This is a genomic window from Streptomyces sp. NPDC020898 (genome assembly GCF_044333925.1).
GTDB lineage: Bacteria > Actinomycetota > Actinomycetes > Streptomycetales > Streptomycetaceae > Streptomyces.
In genome coordinates, this window is record NZ_JBIRRV010000003.1 from 493122 (window position 1) to 511848 (window position 18727).

An 18727-nucleotide genomic window follows, 5' to 3' on the forward strand; every position below is an offset into this window, starting at 1 on the left:
CCTGCGGCCATGCAGACGGAGCTGAGCAAGAAACTGGGAATCGAGCACGCCGTCTTCGGCTTCACGCCGTTCCCCGCCGTCGCCGCGGCCATCAGCCGGGCCGGCGGTTTCGGGGTGCTCGGAGCGGTCCGCTACACGGCGCCGGACGACCTCAAACGCGACCTGGACTGGATCGAGGCACATGTCGAGGGCCGGCCGTACGGGCTGGACGTCGTCATGCCCGCGCGGAAGGTCGAGGGGGTGACCGAGGCCGAGGTCGAGGCGATGATCCCCGAGGGGCACCGCCAGTTCGTCCGGGACACCCTGGCCAAGTACGGCGTGCCCGAACTGGCCGAGGGCGAGGCATCCGGGTGGCGCATCACCGGGTGGATGGAACAGGTCGCCCGCAACCAGCTCGACGTGGCCTTCGACTACCCGATCAAGCTGCTGGCCAACGCCCTGGGCTCGCCGCCCGCCGATGTCGTCGCCCGCGCGCACGATCAGGGCGTGCTCGTCGCGGCCCTCGCGGGCAGCGCCCGGCACGCGCGCAAGCACGCCGAGGGCGGTATCGACATCGTCGTCGCGCAGGGCTACGAGGCCGGCGGCCACACCGGCGAGATCGCCTCCATGGTGCTGACCCCCGAGGTCGTCGACGCCGTCGATCCGCTGCCGGTGCTCGCCGCCGGCGGTATCGGCAGCGGACGGCAGGTGGCCGCCGCGCTCGCCCTCGGCGCCCAGGGGGTCTGGCTGGGCTCCCTGTGGCTGACCGTCACCGAGGCCGACATGCACTCGCGGGCGCTCACCGAGAAACTCCTCGCGGCCGGCTCCGGCGACACCGTCCGCTCCCGCGCCCTGACCGGCAAACCCGCACGTCAGCTCCGCACCGACTGGACCGACGCCTGGGACGCCACCGAAGGGCCCGGCACCCTCCCCATGCCCCTGCAAGGACTCCTCGTCGCCGAGGCGGTCTCCCGCATCCAGAAGTACGAGGTCGAGCCGCTGCTCGGCACCCCGGTCGGCCAGATCGTCGGCCGGATGAACAGCGAGCGCAGCGTCCAGGCCGTCTTCGACGACCTCACCAGCGGCTTCGAGCGCGCGGTGGACCACATCAACCGCGTCGCGGGAAGGGGCGACCAGTCGTGAGCGAGACAGTGAGCGGGACAGGGAGCGAGACCCCCAACGGATTCTGGGCGCAGGCCGCCACCGACCCGGAGCGTACGGTCCTCATCGCGCCCGACGGTGAGCAGTGGACCGCCGGACGACTGCACGTCGCCACCAACCAGCTGGTGCACGGGCTGCGCGCGGCCGGACTCGGACGCGGTGACGCCTTCGCCGCGGTCCTGCCCAACGGTGTCGAGTTCCTCGTGGCGTATCTGGCCGCCTCCCAGGCCGGGTTCTACCTCGTTCCCGTCAACCACCACCTCGTCGGACCCGAGATCGCCTGGATCGTCGCCGACTCCGGCGCCAAGGTGCTCATCGCACACGAGCGGTTCGCCGACGCGGCCCGCGCCGCCGCCGACGAGGCGGAACTCCCGGCGGAGCGGCGGTACGCGGTCGGTGAGGGCGGCGAGGGCGGCGATGTCGACGGGTTCCGCCCGTACGCCCAACTCCTGGACGGACAGCCCGAGTCGCCGCCCGACGACCGCACCCTCGGCTGGGTCATGAACTACACCTCGGGCACCACGGGCCGCCCGCGCGGCATCCGGCGCCCGCTGCCCGGCAAGCCGCCCGAGGAGGCGTACCTCGGCGGGTTCCTCGGCATCTTCGGCATCAAGCCCTTCGGCGGCAACGTGCACCTCGTCTGCTCGCCGCTCTACCACACGGCCGTACTCCAGTTCGCGGCCGCGTCCCTGCACATCGGGCACCGGATCGTGCTGATGGACAAGTGGACGCCGGAGGAGATGCTCCGCGTCATCGACGCCCATGGATGCACGCACACCCACATGGTCCCGACCCAGTTCCACCGCCTCCTCGCCCTGCCGGAGCGGGTGCGACGGGCGTACGACGTGACGTCCATGCGGCACGCCATCCACGGCGCCGCGCCCTGCCCCGACCATGTGAAACGCGCCATGATCGACTGGTGGGGCGACTGCGTGGAGGAGTATTACGCAGCCAGCGAGGGCGGCGGGGCCTTCGCGACGGCCGAGGACTGGCTGAAGAAGCCCGGCACGGTCGGCAAGGCCTGGCCGATCAGCGAACTCGCCATCTTCGACGACGACGGCAACCGACTGCCGCCCGGCCAACTCGGCACCGTGTACATGAAGATGAGCACCGGTGCCTTCGCCTACCACAAGGACGAGACCAAGACCCGGAGCAACCGCATCGGCGACTTCTTCACCGTCGGCGACCTGGGCCTCCTGGACGAGGACGGCTACCTCTTCCTCCGGGACCGCAAGATCGACATGATCATCTCGGGCGGGGTCAACATCTACCCCGCCGAGATCGAGGCCGCCCTGCTCGCCCACCCCGCGGTCGCCGACGCCGCCGCCTTCGGCATCCCGCACGACGACTGGGGCGAGGAGGTCAAGGCGGTCGTGGAGGCGGCGCCCGGACATGTGCCGGGTCCCGGCCTGGCGAACGAGATCCTCGGCCACTGCGCCCGCCAACTCGCCGGGTACAAGCGGCCGAAGAGCGTCGACTTCATCGAGGCGATGCCCCGCGACCCCAACGGCAAGCTGTACAAGAGGCGGTTGCGCGACCCGTACTGGGAGGGCCGCACCCGGCCTGTGTGAGGTGTGCTGTGGTCCCCGCCCCGGAGACGGGGCGGGACCACACCGGACCGACCGCACGTGCGTAGTCAACCCGTCAGTTGTGCACCCGGATCACCCGCAGCGCGGGCGACGACAGGATGTCCTTCTCGCAGAACCGCGTGCTGACCCACTTCCTGGCCGAGAACAGCCGCGTCTGGTCCGCGAAATGCGGCGAGTTCGGATTCGACGACTGGGAGTACGTCAGCAGCGTGCGGGCCACCGGGCAGCGGCTGCCGTCCCAGCCCACGGCCTGGACGTGGCTGGACCCGAACGAGGTGTCCCGGTAGCCGCCGTTCGCCGTGTCCCACACGGGCTCGATCTTGTTCCACACGCCCAGGGACTCGGTGCCGCCGCCGACGGGAAGGCGCTGCCCCTTCCGTACGACGTACTGGTGGTCCCCGAGCCGGGCGTTCAGCGGGATGCCGGCCGCGCGCAGCTCCGTCACCGCATCGGCGAGGGCCCTGGTGAACCCCGGCGCGTCGGTGTTGAGCGTGTTCGGGGTGCCGACCGGGTCCGCCGCCGAGAACGGCACCTTCCAGCGCTGCGGGGGCGGTACGGCGCCGAGCAGCTTCCGCCAGAACCGGTCGAAGAGCAGTGCGCCCCGGCTGTCGCTGTTCATGGTGCGATCCCAGGACGCCAGCACGCCGCACGCCTGACCGACGTCAACTGGCGTTCCGCCACTGCCGGTTGCCTTGCCGTCCGGCAGTGCCTCGCACGCCCGCGCCGCGTCGGCGGCGGCCAGCGCGCCCGACGTCGAGCGGTTCGCGAACTGCTGCCGCTGGAGATCCCCGACGGTCAGCCCGCCCTTCGCGGCGAGCGCCGCCACATCCGCGACGGCCCCGCGGGTCCGCGGCGAGACGGCCGTGCGGACCGGGCCGAAGATCCGCTCGTAGCCGGTGATCGGCTGGTCCAGGTTGGTCAGCCACGCACTGTCGTTGGAGTTATCCGTCAAGTACGTGTACCGGTACCCGTCGAGCCTTAGCTGCACCGGAGGTCCTGCCTTCATGCGCCCACCCGGCCGAAATCACCCGACCAGGCAACCCGTTCGACACCTTCACTGACTCCGGACCAATTGGCTCCTTCGCCGATGTGGTGGACCCGACGTTGCCCTTGCCGAATACCTCATCCACGCAGGTGGGATCGGGTTTGGGCGTTGGTCGAGGCCGATCGAGTCGCCGGTATCGCGCGGCGCCGGTTGGCGCGGCATGATGATCGGTCGTGCTGCTGAGACTGGCGTACCTGGGTGTGACGAACGCGTTCGCGATGCTGCGACTGCTGCCGATGAGCGACCGGGAGAAAGATGTCGAGATCCTCTCTCTGCGCCACCAGATCGGCGTTCTGGAACGGCAGTTGAACGGGCAGCAGGTCTGGTTCCACGCGGGCGAGCGGGCGTTTTTGGCGTAGCTCCTCCATGGCCTGCCACGGGAAGTGCTCCGCCGGATGCGGCTGCTGGTGCGGCCGGACACGGTACTGCGCTGGCACCGCGACGTCATCGCCCGCCGACACGCTTCCCGGTCCCGGCCGAAGCGCGGAGGCCGGCCCCGCACCGTGCACTCGATCCGGGCGCTGGTGCTGCTGGCCAGGGAAAATCCGAGTTGGGGCTATCGGCGCCTGCACGGTGAGCTGCTCGTACTGGGGGTGTAGGTGGCAGCATCCACGGTCTGGGAAATCTTGGAGGAGGCCGACGTCGACCCGGTGCCCGAGCGGGCCTTGAGCACTTGGGCGGAGTTCCTGCGCTCCCGGGCCGACGCGCTCTGGGCGTGCGATTTCCTCGAGGCCGTCACTCTGTCCGGGGCCCGCTTGTACGTGTTCGCCGTGATCGAGCACGCGAGCCGCTGGATCCGGATCCTGGGCGCGACCGCGCACCCGACCGCGTCCTGGGTGGAGCCCGCTTCAGGAATCCGGCAGCCCTCAAGTAGCGCACACCGCCCGGCGCGGGACTGCCCACGCTGGACGGGAACCCGCTGAACAACGGGCACTTGCGAATGTCAAAGCCTAGCGACGCCAGCACCACGACCGGGGGCACGACAGTGTCCTGGCGTCGATGGCATCGGACACGAAGGAGCGACCACGGGGGCAGGTCCAGGCGTCGCGGACGCGACAGGTAGTCGGACGGTTCGGGCGGCTTATCGGCGGGCCGACGGTCGACTGATCGAGGCCGAACTCGACAGGGTCCCGATAAACGAGGTAGCCAGCGGACAGCCGGTACGCGAGTTTCGTTGGTGCCGGGGCCGCAAGCACTCCCGATCTGTTCCTCGGGTCTGATGCAGGTTCGGGTGAGGTTGACCTGCCCCACCTCTCAGGTTCCAAGATCCTGCTGGACGTGGCCCTGGCGGTCGCGCTGGGCGGGGACTGCCTCGCGGATGTCGCCATGCTGCGGGCCGAGCCGGCCGTGTTCGGGCCGGTGGCCTCCGACCCGACGGTCTCCCGCCTCGTCGAGGCCCTGGCCGCCTCCGGGGAGAGGGCCCTGCGGGCTATCCGTGCCGCGCGGGCTGAAGTCCGCCGACATGTCTGGCGGTTGGCCGGCCAGCGCCTGACGCGGGCGGGACGGTGGCCGTGGACCTCGACGGGGTGCTGGTGATTGCGCACTCGGACAAGGAGGACGCCACACCCACGTGGAAGCGAACCTACGGCCATCACCCGCTGATGGGGTTCGTCGACCACGGAAGCGGCGGCACGGGTGAACCGGTCGCGGCCCTGCTCAGAGCAGGCAACGCGGGATCGAACACGGCCACGGACCACATCACCGCCGCCCAACTGGCCCTGGCCCAGGTGCCGAAGAGGTACCGGAGAGGACGGCAGACCCTGATCCGCTGCGACTCTGCGGGCGGCACCCACGAGTTCGTGGCCTGGCTCGCCCAGCGCGGACGCTGGCTGTCCTACTCCGTCGGCATGGTGATCACCGAGGCCATCCACCAGGACGTTCTCAAGATCCCGGCATCGGGCTGGACCCCGGCTGTCGAATCGGACGGCGAGGTCCGTGACGGAGCGTGGGTCGCCGAACTCACCGGCCCCGTCCTTGAGCGCTGGCCGAAGGGCATGCGGCTGATCGTCCGCAAGGAACGGCCTCAATCTGGACGATCTCGAGCCAGATCTTGTTCTGCGCGGTGTCATGCAGGGGGCGCGATGGCTTTCGGGCCGACTGAGGCCACACCGGGACGCCATTCCATCCATGGCAGTCGCTGATGAAGAACGTGCACGGCCGCCCGCCTCGGCTTCCTCCTGTTGGTGTGGCGGTGCGCCTCCTGATGGTGCTCCGCGAACTCCATGCGGAGGTGAGCGTCGTGCGGTGGTGTCACATGTATGCCTGGATGTCGAGCTGCACGTTTTCGAAGTTTCTCCCGGCCAGGTCCCGAGGGTGGATCAACCAGGACGCGGCGCAGCTGAAAGAAGGGGTGTCCACGAAGTGGTAGTCGGCGTGTGCCAGCAGGATGAGTGCATCGTCGCCGGTGGCGGGCCAGGGGGCCGGGTCATGTTGTATCGCGCTGGCGTATCCGCCCAGGGTGAGTTCGCCGTTCATGGTCTCGTCCATGTAATCCAGCACGTACGGGTCGATGAGACGCAGGGTGTCCTGGTCCGCGACGGCGTTGTTGGTGTCCGGCATGAACCGGTCCAGCCGGCCTCGGAGCGGGTATTGCTCGAAGGTGTAGGACGCGTTCTCGTCGGAGGGGGCCCGTTCCGTCGTTGCCGTTCCGGCCGGGACGTAGAGCACCCGGCCATCCTCGGTGGGCTCGGGATCGTAGCTCGGTTCGCTGTTGTCGGCGAAGAACAGCAGATGCCCGTCCTGCGGCAGTTGGATATCCAGGTCGCCGACCGGGACCGCGGCGCAGTCGACCGATGCGATGAAGGCCGGGAAGCCGGACCATTCAACGTCCGGGGGAAGCTGGGGACGGCCTCCGTACTGGCCGACGACGGGAGCGTCGGCGTCGTCCATCGACCGCAGTTCCAAGCGCGGGCGGGCGAGGCGCAGCGCCTGGTCGAGAAGGTGCTCGGGCACGTCTCGCTTGCGGGCCGCCGCGCGGTACTCGTCAAGTGCGTTCATGGGCCACAGTCTGCCTCAACGGTCTGACACACCTCGGCGGTCCCTGCGGAGCAACGGGCGGACCAACCGTGCGAGGGTGTGCGTGAGTTGGCGGCCGGGTCAAGGTTTTGGTGTCACCATGCGGGCGAGGTGCTGGGACGGATGCGCTCCGACCGCGTCATGTGACGGCCGATGCCCTCGCTCAAGGAGTATGCCCTGTCCTATCCTCAGGGCGGGCGACCGCCGAAGCACGGCAAGGAGTTCCGCTTCGCCAAGCCGGACACCTGGGGCGAGCCTGACGCGGCCACGACACAGGTCACCAACCGGTACGGCACCGCCCACGCGATGGCCTGGAACCGCATTCACCCCCGCCTGACCACCCGCTACGCGTGGATCGACCACACGGGCGAACTCCCCATCATCGAAGGCACCCTGATCCGCCTCCAGGTGGACCATCTGCCCGGCGGTCATGACCCGCTGCCGGTCTGGCTGTGGTCCTCCAAGACCGGCATGACCAGCGAGGGCGTCGACGTGCGCTGGCAGGCGTTCCTGAGGCGCTTCGATCTTTAACATACTTTCCGTTTTGTGAAGCAGGCGCTCGGCTGGACCAGTCCCGGGCTGCGTACTCCCGAGGCCGCAGACCGCTGGACGTGGCTCGTGATCGCGGCACCCACCCAGCTCCGGCTTACCCGCGAGGCCGCAGCCGATCTCCGCCGCCCCTGGGAGAAGCGGGCCGAGCCTGCCCGGCTCACCCCGGCCCGCGTCCGCCGCGGGTTCAGGAACCTCCGCCCTCACCTGCACAGTCCGGCCCGTGCACCCAAACCCTCAACGCCCGCCTCAGGACGCCTACTTGGATCGAAGAACCGGCAACCCGCCACCCGTTACGACGTGGGCAAATCGACTAGACGGGCCTGAAAGCATCGCTGAACGTAATCAACTCAAAGCTCACAAACCATAAAAAACAAGCCGAGGGTCTGGGCGAACAGCTGGGGCCTGTAGCAGGAGCCATTGTCTGTGAGGACGCATTCGACAGTGATGCCGTGGGCGGTGAAGAAGGCGTTCGCACGCTTCCAGAAGGAGGCGGCGGTCTCCTTGCGCTCGTCGGTCAGCACCTCGCTGTAAGCGAGCCGGGAGTGGTCGTCGACGGCTGTGTGGACGAAGCTGTAGCCGATTATGGGACTGCCGCCCTTGCGGGCGCTGGTTGTGGCCTGCCGATTCCCGGCGGCCTGCTGGCGGGGCATGATTCGATGTCCGCCACCGTCAGGGATGTTGCCGAGTTTCTTGATGTCGACATGGATCAGTTCGCCGGGGCGCTCTCGCTCGTAGCGGCGGATGACCTGGCCGGTAGGCCGGTCCATCCAGCGCAGCCGGTTCAGCTGGGAGCGGGTCAGGACGCGCCTGTGTGCTGGCCGAACTGGTCCGCAGCCCCGATGTTGTCGAGGGCCGGCTCACCCCGGAACAGATGCACGCCCTGCTGCCTGTGGCTGTCCGTGGCGACTTCTCCCTTCTCGATTTGAAGGACTTCCTTGGTGTCTGCCAACGCGCCGGTGTCGCCGACGTCTCCGAGGACGGCACCGCAGCCGTCCGACCCGAGGCTCAGGCACGCTTCCGGGTCACTTTCCTGTGAGACAGGGGGCGTTCACCGTCGGAGCCAGCCGACCACAACGCGGGAACCGCCCTATGCGGAAGGCCGCTCGACGTCCAGGGTGGCGAACCGGCTGACTGCTCCCGCGCCGCTGTTCCGCGTCGGGGACTGGGCGTACTCGTGTCGGGCCGTCAAGGGCTTTGGTGGAGGCCGATGCGTGTCCCGGCTGGTGCATTGACGTATCTCATCGGTGTCTTGCTCGGGGCTTCGGCGATCAGCGGCGTTGGCGCGTCCGGCTGGTGGCAGTAAAACGTCTCCTCAGGGACACCATCGGAACTCGAAGATGTCCATGGCGAGACGCCGACGTATCAATCGGGTAGGAGGGCCGGGTGGCCGGCCCTCCTACCCGATTGATGCTCCGTCAGAAGAGCAGCTCAGGCTCAATTTCCGAGAAGAATCCCCGGCAGTCATGTACAGCGAGGACCCGGGGACGACCGTCGTTCACTCCCAGTCGGCGAAGAGCACGACGACACCGACTGCCTGCGCTGACCTGAGCGCACACATGAAAACGCCCCGGCGAGACGGGGCGTTTTTCGTTGCATCAGAGGTCGTGTCGGGTCAGGGGTCGGTCAAGAGGCGACCGAGCTCGACCCTGCGCTCCTTGGGGAGTTCCGGCCAGCTCGCGACGAGTTTCGCGGCCAATGCATTGAGGTCGTCTCTGGCCTGTTCCCCTGCCTGTTCATCGGAGCGGAAGACGATGACCGGCATGGCTGGCGGCTGCGGGTCCGGCCCGCGTGTCTTCCGCTTGCCGCCGACCCGGACAGCAGGGATCTCGCCGTCGGTCATCCGCTTACGGATCGCGATCGAGTGACCGTCGTTCGCGTCCTGCAGCTCGCGCATGTCGCACAGGCGCTCGAGAGTCGATGGGGTCGGCATCAGAGACCTCTCGTTCATCGATGAGTTGTCTCGTGTGTCCGCGCTCTGCGCGGCGAGCTCCGATCGAGTCCGTCCCTCGTCCCGCCACCCTTCCGGGTCTTCAGCGGTCTGGCATCTGCCTTACCCCCAGGCTACGAGGTCTTCCTGCGACTGCCAGGTGGCGGTATGGGTGCTGCGCGTTCGGCACCGCATCTGACTCGCCGCGAACTGTGCGATCAACTTCGAAGATCGCCTTGCAGCATTGATGGCGTTGTGAGCGACCGTGTACACCGCGAATCGTGCAGGGTCCGCCAGGCCTCAGCGCAGAACGATGTTCTCGTCGTCCAGCCATATCCCGCTGTGCCGGTCCTCGGGCCACCACGAGGTGTGGCCCCGGCCCACGGCGTCGTGCGCGGTAGCGCGGGGCGGTGCAGATCTCATGGGCCGAACGGCGGGCGAGGAGCGTCCGTGAACCGGTCTGGTGGAGGGGCCTTGAGGGGATGGGCGGCGTGCGGCGGAGCCGGTGCGCGTGCTCAGGATCAGTCAGGAGCTGGGCGAGGTCGCGGAGGCCCTTCTCGGCGCGCTCGGTGCCAACCCGCGGAAGGGCGCCTCGACCGGGGGGCGTGTCGAAGGAGCTCGCACTAAACTGGCGGAGCTGGGTCTCCCGACAGGTCAGCGACGCACGTTAGTCACGCCTTGATCATGGTCTTGGAGTTCTCGACGTACGGCGTGTCCTTCAGCGTCGGCATCCGCGCGGGCCCGAAGATACCGGGCGCCACGGCGTCCGGGTCGTCGCCGATGGCGCAGTCGGTGCGCGAACCGTCGAGGACCGCGATCCCCGACGCCGGATAGGTGACCCTGCCGAGCGCCGTCGAGCAGGCCGCGGCCAACTCGTCGGCGATCCGGGGAAGTACCTGTGACTGGGCGAACAGGGAGTGGCCCGAGGAGTCGGCGGCGACCGTGTTCACCCAGGGGATGCCCTGGTGCCGGTCGAGGGAGTCGAGGACGTCGGCAGTGCCGCGCGCCTTGCTGAAGCCCAGCGAGGTGTCGTAGAAACGCAGGTTCGTCGCGTTCGGGTCGTTGAGGGCGTACGCCGTCGTCGTGGTCCAGGGCAACGGGAGGCCGCCGCCGGGGGACAGGACGACCGGGCCGTAGCGCGTCCACCACTGGGTGCGGGTGACCGGCGCGCCGTCCTGCACCGGGACGGTCACCGTCCGGCGCGTCATCGGCTCCGGCTTGCCGTCCACCAGATAGGACGTCGGGTCGGCCGGGTCCAGTTTCAGCTGGTGCAGGCTGAGCGGCACACCGGTGGACACGGTGTGGCTCCACGCCACGTTCGCGTTGTACCCGATGGAGATCGTCGGCGCGCCGAGCAACGACCCGCCCGCGACGTTCAGTTCGCCGGGGATCGTCTGCTGGGACTGCCAGAACCGGCGCCCGCCCTGCCACGGGTAGTGCGGGTTGCCGAGCAGCAGGCCACGGCCGTTGGCCGTCGTACTGCCGTTGAACGCCACGGCGTTGGAACCCATGTCGGTGATGCCGAACAGCTCACGCGCGCCCTTGGCGGCGGAAGAGGCATCCGGCAGGGCGGAGCCGGTGGCGGCAGCGGCGCCGGACGCGGCCGGCGGCTGCGCGGCGGCGATCGCGTCCACGAGGCCGCCCTGACCGCCGAGCACCGCGAGGGCGTACGCGCGGGTGGCCACGTCGAGACCGGTCACGGGCCGCACCCAGGCGGCGCCCGCGCAGGCCGGGTCGCTCACCCGGTTCTTCTTCAGCCAGGCGTTGTAGCCGGCCGCCCAGCCGTTCATCAGGTCCTTGACCGCGCGGCTCGGGCCCTGCGGCGTGGGTCGGGCGAGCAGTCGCTCGACCGTGCCGGTGTCCCGCACCCCGCGGAAGTACAGGTCGCTGGTGAGGTTGTCCGAGGCGTCGGAGAGCGAGAAGTCGGGTGCGGCATCGGGCCCGAAGTGGCGCGAGCGGTCGCCGCGCAGGGTCACGAAACCGTCGGCGAGCACACACACCTGGTCGGCGGCCTGCGCCCAGCCGCTGCCGAAGCCGAGGTTCGCGTAGTCCTTCGCGACGATGTGCGGAATGCCGTACTCGGTGTAGCGGATCACGGCGGACAGACCACCGTGGGAGGGATGTTGCTGTGATGTTTCTGCCGGCTGTCCGGCCCGGCTCTGCGCGGTGGCGGCGGGCAGAGCTGTCGTGGCGGTGAGTTGCGGCGGCCATGACGACGAACTGTCTCAAACGGGTGCGCATCGTGCCTCCCAACGTCATTGAGGGAAGGAGCGGTTGAGCGTACCAACGGGTATGTGCGCTGACCTCCTCCAGTGCTTGACCTCCTCCGGTGGCGGAACCAGGATCATGGGTTATGACGCAGCAACACGGGAGCACGGTTGACGGGGCGGTACGGCGCAGCGCCCAGCGCGTTCCGGCACGCGTCGCGGTCGAGTACCGCGAACGGGCCTGGACGTACGAGGAACTCGACGAGGCCGTCTCCCGGGCGGCGGGCGTGTTGCGCGGCGAGGGGCTGGCCTTCGGCGACCGGGTCGGCGCCTACGGCCACAACTCGGACGCCTATCTGATCGCCTTCCTCGCCTGCGCCCGCGCCGGACTCGTGCACGTCCCGGTCAACCAGCACCTGACCGGCGACGACCTCGCGTACATCGTGGAGCAGTCCGGCAGCACCCTGGTCCTGGCCGACCCCGACCTCGCGGACCGGCTCCCCGACGGCGTACGGACCCTCCCGCTCCGCGACGCCGACGACTCCCTCCTCGCCCGGCTGCCAGACACCCCGCCGTACGACGGTCCCGAGTCGCGCACCGAGGACCTGGTGCAGCTGCTCTACACGTCCGGGACCACCGCCCTGCCCAAGGGCGCGATGATGACCCACCGCTCCCTGGTGCACGAGTACCTGAGCGCGATCGCCGCCCTCGACCTGAGCGCCGGCGACCGGCCCGTGCACGCGCTGCCCCTCTACCACTCCGCGCAGATGCACGTGTTCCTGCTGCCGTATCTCGCGGCCGGCGCGACGAACATCATCCTTGACGCACCGGACGGCGACGCGATCCTCGACCTCGTCGAGGCCGGCCGGGCCGACAGCCTGTTCGCGCCGCCGACCGTATGGATCGGCCTGGCCAACCGCCCCGACTTCGCGACCCGGGACCTGACCGGACTGCGCAAGGCGTACTACGGGGCGTCGATCATGCCGGTCCCGGTCCTGGAACGGCTGCGCGAGCGCCTCCCCAAACTCGCCTTCTACAACTGCTTCGGCCAGAGCGAGATCGGCCCCCTCTCCATGGTTCTCGGCCCCTACGAGCACAAGGGGCGCCTGGACTCGTGCGGGCGCCCGGTGCTGTTCGTGGACGCGCGGGTGGTCGACGAGGACGGCGAGGAGGTGCCCGACGGCACGCCCGGCGAAGTCGTCTACCGGTCCCCGCAGTTGTGCGAGGGCTACTGGGACAAGCCCGAGGAGACGACCGCCGCCTTCCGGGACGGCTGGTTCCACTCCGGCGACCTCGTCGTCCGGGACGCCGACGGCTACTACACCGTCGTCGACCGGGTGAAGGACGTCATCAACTCCGGTGGCGTGCTGATCGCCTCACGCCAGGTCGAGGACGCCCTCTACACCCATGACTCGGTCGCCGAGGCGGCCGTCATCGGCCTCCCCGACGAGCACTGGATCGAGGCGGTCACCGCGGTCGTCGTCCCCCGCGGCGAGGTGACCGAGGCCGAACTCATCGCTCACGCCCGCGAGAAGCTCGCCCACTTCAAAGCGCCGAAGCGGGTCGTGTTCGTGGACGAGCTGCCGCGCAACGCGAGCGGGAAGATCCTGAAGCGGGAGCTGAGGGACCGGTTCGCGGGTTCCTAGCAGCCGACCGACGACGGCATTCGTAGCCGCCCGGAGGGCGCGCGCTCAGGCCTCGCTGGTGGCAGCGGTATCGGCCGTGAAGGTCGCCTCCGCCGTGCTGACGGTCCCGGCACGGCGTCCGGGGGCGGTCTGGAACTGCCAGTAGAGGTTGGTGTGCGCGATCACCTCGGCCGGGGCCGGAGCGCCGTACTGCGTGAGGTCCTGCGTGGTGTGGGCGTCTCCGACGAGCGTCACGTCGTACCCCCGCACGAAGCCGCCGTGCAGGGTGGCGCGGACGCACGCGTCGCTCTGGGCACCCGTGACGACCAGCCGGCCCACCCCGTGCTCGGCGAGGAGTTTCTCCAGGTCGGTGTCCTCGAAGGAGTCGCCGTACTTCTTGTGGACGACGGGCTCGGTGTCGCGGCGGACCAGTTCCGGCACGTACTCCCAGCCTTCGCTGCCGGGTTTCACCTCGTCGCTGGAGTGCTGCACCCAGACCACGGGAGTGTCCTGTGCGCGCGCCTTGTCCACGAGGATGTTGATGTTCGCGATCACGCCGTCGCGGTTGTGGGCGCCGTCCACCACGGCGTTCTGGACGTCGATGACGAGCAGCGCACTGTTCGGGCGGTCGGGCAGAGTCGTCATGGGAACCTCTTCGTCTCCTCGGCGGATCCTTCTCTCACCGTCCACACTAGGACGGACCACTGACAACAGCCCCTGACCTGTCAGCCTCGCCGCAGACCGGACTTCGCGCTACTTCGTGTCCGGGCCGTACGCCGTCATGAAGCGGTCGCGGAACTGGTCCATGCCCCACGCCGGGACGTCGGCCGAGGGCTTGAGCCCCTCCGTCCAGCCCCAGTCGGAGACGCGGTCCAGCACCTTCGGGTCGCGGGCGACGATCGTCACCGGCACGTCTTTGTTGGTGCTGCCCCCTGTGACCGTGGGGACGGGCTGGTGGTCGCCGAGGAGGACGAGGACGGTGTTGTCGTCGCCGTAGCGCTGGACCCACTGGATCAGGCTGTCCAGGGAGTACTGGATGGCCTTGCGGTACTCGGTCCGCACCCGCTTGCCGCTTTTCCAGACCTCCGTGGGGTTCGTGCCCTCCTTCTTGATCTTGTGGAAGACCGAACCGTCCCCGAGGTCGTCCCAGTCGACCATGCGGGCGATCGGGGACCAGGGGTTGTGGCTGGAGGCCAGAATGATCTCCGCCATGATCGGGTCGCGGTCCTTCTTCCCGTGTTCCAGCTTCTGGAAGGCCTCCAGGCTGAACTGGTCCGGCACCGGTGTCCAGCTGAAGTACGGACCCTGGTAGCCGAGGTGCGTCGAGTCGTAGATGTGGTCGAGGCCGAAGTACTTGCCCTCGGGCCAGGCCTTCCGTACGCCCGGGACGATGCCGACCGTGCGCCAGGCGCCGGTCTTCTGGAAGTAGCTGGTGAGGGTGGCGCGGTCGCTGGTGGTCACGGTCCGGTACCGCTGCTGGTTCTTGATCCACAGACCGGACAGGAACGTCGAGTGGGCGAGCCAGCTGCCGGCGCCCGTCACGGGCGACCTGAGCCAGCCGCTGCGCGCCGCGAAGCCGGCGGACGTGAGCCTGGCGTCGCCCTCCTTGAGCGTCGCGTCGATCTCCGGAGCCATCGTCGGATCGTCGATCGCCACCCGGCCGTAGCTCTCGACGAAGGTGAACAGCACGTCCTTGCCACGCAGTCCGGCCAGGAGCTGGTCGGAGGGGGTGTTGGCGAAGGCGTCGACGGTGAGCTGCTTGTCGAAGACCTCGGCGTCCCCGAGGCCGTCGCGGACGTACTGCACACGGTTGGAGAGGTACTGGCTGTAGCCCTTGGTGGCGATCGCCACACCGCCTGCCTGCACGCCCATGGTGGAGCAGACGATCCACGCGGTGCCGACGACCAGCGTGCCGCGTACGGCCACGGGACGCTGCCGGGCCATCACGTCGGCCAGCCGCACCATCGCGAGCGCGCTCACCACGAGCACGGCGATCAGCAGGACGATCACGCCGATCACCGCGAGTACCTGACCCGAGCGACCGAGCGAGTCCTTCAGGAAGTCCACCGCGTTGCTCAGCAGGATCCAGTCGAAGACCAGGTCGAACGGCCGGGCCAGCGTCTGGTAGAAGCCCATGTCGAGAGATTTCAGGACCGTGGACAGTCCGAGGAGCACTCCCAGGCCGGCGGCCGTGATCCGCCGCGCCTTCGCCGGCAGTACGAGCAGGACAGCCGCGAGGAAGACCGCCTCGACAGGCAGGCGGAGGAACGACTCGAAGGTGATCCGATCGAGGCGGTTGGGCACGAGGAGCACACCGAGCACCAGCACACCGGCCAGGACACTCGCGCCCACCCGCACGGCACGTGCGGCGCGGGGGAAACGACGGCGCCAGCCGAACCAGCCGGGACGGGCGGCGGAAGAGGCGGCGGCGCTGCTCGGGGCGGGTTCCTCGGGGGACGCGGGATCGGAGGCCGCAGCATCGGCGGATTCGTCGCCGGCGGAAGCCGGGCGGGGGACGAGGGCCTCGGCGGGTGCCTTTTGGTCCTCTGCTCGGTCCTCAGCGTCCTCGGCCGCGTCGGCGGCCGTCTCCTCCGGCGCGGGGCGTGCGCCTCCGGGCCCGTCCGCCTTCGCTTTCGCCTCCGCGTTCGTCGTCGGCCCGGTGGCTTCGTCCGTCGCGCCGGCCGTCGCCTCGTCCGTCGGCTCCATGTCCGCCGGGGCGCCGGGCTCGGTGTCGTCCACCGCGGAAGCGGTCGAGGCTTCCTCCGGTGTGGTCCTGTCCGGCGCGTCCACGTCCGTCTGAGGCAGTTGACGAGGGGGCGTGAGGTGCGACACCCGTGGGTCCTTCCGTGCGAAGCCGCTGATGACACGGCGCACCGGGCCCGCAGGGCAGGGCCGCCAACCTCGCGTACGGGCCTGCGTCACCCTCCGTTCAAACACCCGGTTCGACCGCGCTCAGAGTACGCTGTCGCCCCCGTCCGACCCACCGGCGAGTCGCGGCCTCCGCCTACCGGTCCGCACCGACCGCCACCTCCTGGGCCCACCGGTAGTCCGCCTTGCCGCTGGGCGACCGCTGTATCGCCTCGGTGATCACCAGCTGCCGAGGGATCTTGTAACCGGCCAGATGCGTACGGCAGTAGGACTGGACGTCCTCCAGCGAGGGCTGTGGCGCCCCCTCGCGCAGCTGCACCACCGCCGCCACATGGTTGCCCCACCTCGCGTCGGGAACGCCGGCCACCAGAGCGTCGTACACGTCCGGATGGGACTTGAGCGCCTGCTCGACCTCCTCCGGATACACCTTCTCGCCGCCGGTGTTGATGCACTGCGAGCCCCGGCCGAGGACGGTGACGACACCCTCCTCGTCGACCGTCGCCATGTCACCGAGCAGCACCCACCGCTCGCCGTCCTTCTCGAAGAAGGTCTCCGCCGTCTTTCGCGGGTCGTTGTAATAGCCGAGCGGTACGTGGCCGCACTGGGCGATCCGGCCCACCTCGCCCACGGGCACCGGCTCGTGGGTGGCCGGATCCACCACCTGGGTACGGGAGTTGACCTGGATACGGAAGCCGCGCTCGGGACCCGAGTCCGCCGTCGCCGTACCGTTGAAGCCGGACTCCGACGACCCGAAGTTGTTGAGCAGCATGACGTTCGGGACGAGAGCCTGGAACTGGGCGCGCACCGTCTCCGACATGATCGCGCCGGACGACGAGACGCTGAACATGGACGAGCAGTCCGTGCCCTTCATGGGCCCGTTGAGTGCGTCGATCAGCGGACGCAGCATCGCGTCGCCCACCAGGGACATGCTCGTGACCTTCTCCTTCTCGATCGTGCGCAGCACGTCCTCGGGCGCGAACCTGCGGTGGATCACCACCCGTTGGCCGAAGTTGAAGGCGATGAGCGCGGTCAGGGTCGAGGTGCCGTGCATCAGCGGGGGAGTCGGGAAGAAGGTGATCCCCGCGCCGCCGGCCGCGACCCGCTCGGCCAGCTCCTGGGGGGACTTGACCGGCTCGCCGGTCGGGGCGCCACCGCCCAGACCCGAGAAGAACAGGTCCTCCTGGCGCCACATCACGCCCTTCGGCATCCCGGTGGTACCGCCGGTGTAGATGATGAACTGGTCGTCGCCCGAACGGGCCGGGAAACCCCGCTCCGGTGACCCGGAGGCCTCGGCGCCGGTGAACGGCACCGCGTTCAACTCGGCCGACTCCGGGGCCGGTTGCCCCACCCGGATCAGGTGCCGCAGCGCCGTCGCCCGTGGCCGTGCCGCCGCCACCCGTTCCGTGAACTCCGCGTCGAAGACCAGGGCGACGAGGTCGGCGTCCCGGTAGAGGTAGATCAACTCCTCTTCCACGTAACGGTAGTTGACGTTGACCGGCACGATCCGCGCTTTCAGGCACCCCAGCAGCGTCTGGAGGTACTCGATCCCGTTGTAGAGATGGAGGCCCAGATGCTCGCCGGGCCGTATCCCGCTGTCGATCAGATGGTGGGCGACACGGTTGGCGGCGGCATCCAACTCCGCGTAGGACAGGCGCCGTTCGGCGCCTGTGCCGGGGTGGTCGAGGTAGGCGAGGGCCTCACGGCCGGGCACCACGTCGACGATCGACTCGAACAGGTCGGCAAGGTTGTACTCCACCGCTCCTCCTGACCCCGGGTATCCCTGGCGGTTGTCGGCTCGCGGTCATCAGAGCAAAGGGGGCGCCAACTGTGAAGGGGCCGCGCCGAAGAAATCTGACTACCTGTCAGAAAACCCTTGAAGTGCTTCCTCCGCTCCTGCAACCTGTTCTCGTTCTTTCACCTGTTCTCGTTCTTTCAGAGGGGAGACGGTCGATGGGTGGCACGGAACACCTCACCGTGCGGCGCGAGAACGCCACACTGGTACTCACGCTCAACAGGCCGGAAGCCAAGAACGCGCTCTCGCTGCCGATGCTGGTCGGTCTGTACGACGGCTGGGTCGAGGCCGACGAGGACGACGCCGTGCGCTCCATCGTGCTGACCGGTGCGGGCGGCGCGTTCTGCGCGGGGATGGACCTGAAAGCCCTGGCCGGGAGCGGTATGGAGGGTGAGCAGTACCGCCACCGGCTCAAGGCCGACCCGGACCTGCACTGGAAGGCGATGCTGCGTCACCACCGCCCCCGCAAACCGGTGATCTCCGCGATCGAGGGCTACTGCGTCGCCGGCGGCACCGAGATCATCCAGGGCACCGACATCCGGGTCGCGGGCGAGTCGGCGACCTTCGGGCTCTTCGAGGTCAAACGCGGCCTCTTCCCGATCGGCGGCTCCACGGTCCGCCTCCAACGCCAGATCCCACGCACCCACGCCCTGGAAATGCTGCTGACCGGCCGCCCCTACAGCGCCCAGGAGGCCGCAGCGATCGGCCTGATCGGACACGTCGTCCCCGACGGAACGGCACTCGACAAGGCGTTGGAGATCGCCGAGCAGATCAACGCCTGCGGCCCGCTCGCCGTCGAGGCGGTCAAGGCGTCCGTCTACGAAACCGCCGAACTGACCGAGACCGACGGTCTCGCCGCCGAACTCAAACGCGGCTGGCCCGTCTTCGACACCGACGACGCCAAGGAAGGCACCCGCGCCTTCGCCGAGAAACGCCCGCCCGTCTACCGGCGTGCTTAGGGCCTGCC

At 69.2% G+C, this 18727-nt stretch carries 14 protein-coding genes and 5 pseudogenes; 10 read left to right on the forward strand and 9 right to left on the reverse strand.

The features are described from left to right. Positions 1-9: 9 nt before the first annotated feature. Both ACH4TV_RS13405 and ACH4TV_RS13410 read left to right on the forward strand, forming a co-directional pair. Positions 10-1122 (forward strand): nitronate monooxygenase, encoded by a 1113-nt coding sequence (locus ACH4TV_RS13405; RefSeq protein WP_398397405.1) that lies wholly within the window; start codon positions 10-12, stop codon positions 1120-1122. Further along, positions 1119-2711, forward strand: a complete 1593-nt coding sequence (locus tag ACH4TV_RS13410; RefSeq protein WP_398397407.1) for an acyl-CoA synthetase — start codon at positions 1119-1121, stop codon at positions 2709-2711. Before ACH4TV_RS13405 ends, ACH4TV_RS13410 begins: the two co-directional genes overlap by 4 nt. Before the next feature lie 73 nt (positions 2712-2784). On the opposite strand, the pseudogene ACH4TV_RS13415 reads toward ACH4TV_RS13410, so the two are convergent. Then, positions 2785-3675, reverse strand: a pseudogene (locus ACH4TV_RS13415) (penicillin acylase family protein); the annotation flags it as partial. 272 nt (positions 3676-3947) lie between these two features. Here ACH4TV_RS13415 and ACH4TV_RS13420 point away from each other — a divergent pair. The 4 genes and pseudogenes from ACH4TV_RS13420 to ACH4TV_RS13435 form a co-directional block, all read left to right on the forward strand. Continuing rightward, entirely contained in the window at positions 3948-4133 is a 186-nt protein-coding gene (locus tag ACH4TV_RS13420) for a hypothetical protein (RefSeq protein ID WP_398397408.1), read from the forward strand. A 36-nt stretch (positions 4134-4169) separates the two neighbouring features. Next, the gene (locus ACH4TV_RS13425; RefSeq protein ID WP_398397410.1) at positions 4170-4373 is read left to right on the forward strand and encodes a hypothetical protein; all 204 of its coding nucleotides are present in this window, start codon (positions 4170-4172) and stop codon (positions 4371-4373) included. Continuing rightward, a complete protein-coding gene (locus ACH4TV_RS13430) occupies positions 4374-4697 on the forward strand; it encodes a transposase (RefSeq protein WP_398397412.1) in 324 nt (107 codons plus the stop codon). A 340-nt stretch (positions 4698-5037) separates the two neighbouring features. After that, a pseudogene (locus tag ACH4TV_RS13435) lies at positions 5038-5807 on the forward strand (transposase); the annotation flags it as partial. Between the two features lie 217 nt (positions 5808-6024). On the opposite strand, the gene ACH4TV_RS13440 reads toward ACH4TV_RS13435, so the two are convergent. Then, entirely contained in the window at positions 6025-6771 is a 747-nt protein-coding gene (locus tag ACH4TV_RS13440) for a DUF1963 domain-containing protein (protein WP_398397414.1), read from the reverse strand. A 126-nt stretch (positions 6772-6897) separates the two neighbouring features. Between ACH4TV_RS13440 and ACH4TV_RS13445 the strand changes: the two are divergent. Then, positions 6898-7708, forward strand: a pseudogene (locus tag ACH4TV_RS13445) (transposase); the annotation flags it as partial. Between the two features lie 7 nt (positions 7709-7715). Here the strand turns inward: ACH4TV_RS13445 and ACH4TV_RS13450 are convergent. Further along, positions 7716-8147 (reverse strand): annotated as a pseudogene (locus tag ACH4TV_RS13450) (DDE-type integrase/transposase/recombinase); the annotation flags it as partial. Positions 8148-8152: 5 nt separating this feature from the next. Here ACH4TV_RS13450 and ACH4TV_RS13455 point away from each other — a divergent pair. Beyond that, positions 8153-8377, forward strand: coding sequence for a hypothetical protein (locus tag ACH4TV_RS13455; protein WP_398397416.1), 225 nt, complete (start codon positions 8153-8155; stop codon positions 8375-8377). A gap of 576 nt (positions 8378-8953) precedes the next feature. Here ACH4TV_RS13455 and ACH4TV_RS13460 read toward each other — a convergent pair. The 3 genes and pseudogenes from ACH4TV_RS13460 to ACH4TV_RS13470 all read right to left on the reverse strand — a co-directional run. Beyond that, on the reverse strand, positions 8954-9235 hold the full coding sequence (locus ACH4TV_RS13460) for a hypothetical protein (RefSeq protein ID WP_398397418.1): 282 nt from the start codon (positions 9233-9235) through the stop codon (positions 8954-8956). Between the two features lie 333 nt (positions 9236-9568). Beyond that, entirely contained in the window at positions 9569-9691 is a 123-nt protein-coding gene (locus ACH4TV_RS13465; protein WP_398397419.1) for a hypothetical protein, read from the reverse strand. 269 nt (positions 9692-9960) lie between these two features. Beyond that, a pseudogene (locus tag ACH4TV_RS13470) lies at positions 9961-11509 on the reverse strand (penicillin acylase family protein); the annotation flags it as partial. Between the two features lie 112 nt (positions 11510-11621). On the opposite strand from ACH4TV_RS13470, the gene ACH4TV_RS13475 reads away from it, so the two are divergent. After that, the gene (locus tag ACH4TV_RS13475) at positions 11622-13121 is read left to right on the forward strand and encodes an acyl-CoA synthetase (RefSeq protein WP_398397421.1); all 1500 of its coding nucleotides are present in this window, start codon (positions 11622-11624) and stop codon (positions 13119-13121) included. 45 nt (positions 13122-13166) lie between these two features. Here ACH4TV_RS13475 and ACH4TV_RS13480 read toward each other — a convergent pair whose 3' ends face one another. The 3 genes from ACH4TV_RS13480 to ACH4TV_RS13490 form a co-directional block, all read right to left on the reverse strand. Next, on the reverse strand, positions 13167-13745 hold the full coding sequence (locus ACH4TV_RS13480; protein WP_398397423.1) for a cysteine hydrolase family protein: 579 nt from the start codon (positions 13743-13745) through the stop codon (positions 13167-13169). A 108-nt stretch (positions 13746-13853) separates the two neighbouring features. Next, positions 13854-15932 carry a sulfatase gene (locus tag ACH4TV_RS13485; protein ID WP_398397424.1) on the reverse strand — a complete coding sequence of 693 codons (2079 nt, stop codon included), beginning with the start codon at positions 15930-15932 and terminating at the stop codon, positions 13854-13856. Positions 15933-16104: 172 nt separating this feature from the next. Continuing rightward, entirely contained in the window at positions 16105-17724 is a 1620-nt protein-coding gene (locus tag ACH4TV_RS13490; RefSeq protein WP_398397426.1) for an acyl-CoA synthetase, read from the reverse strand. A 194-nt stretch (positions 17725-17918) separates the two neighbouring features. Here ACH4TV_RS13490 and ACH4TV_RS13495 point away from each other — a divergent pair, with 194 nt between their 5' ends. Next, positions 17919-18719, forward strand: coding sequence for a crotonase/enoyl-CoA hydratase family protein (locus ACH4TV_RS13495; RefSeq protein ID WP_398397428.1), 801 nt, complete (start codon positions 17919-17921; stop codon positions 18717-18719). The last annotated feature ends 8 nt before the right edge of the window (positions 18720-18727 follow it).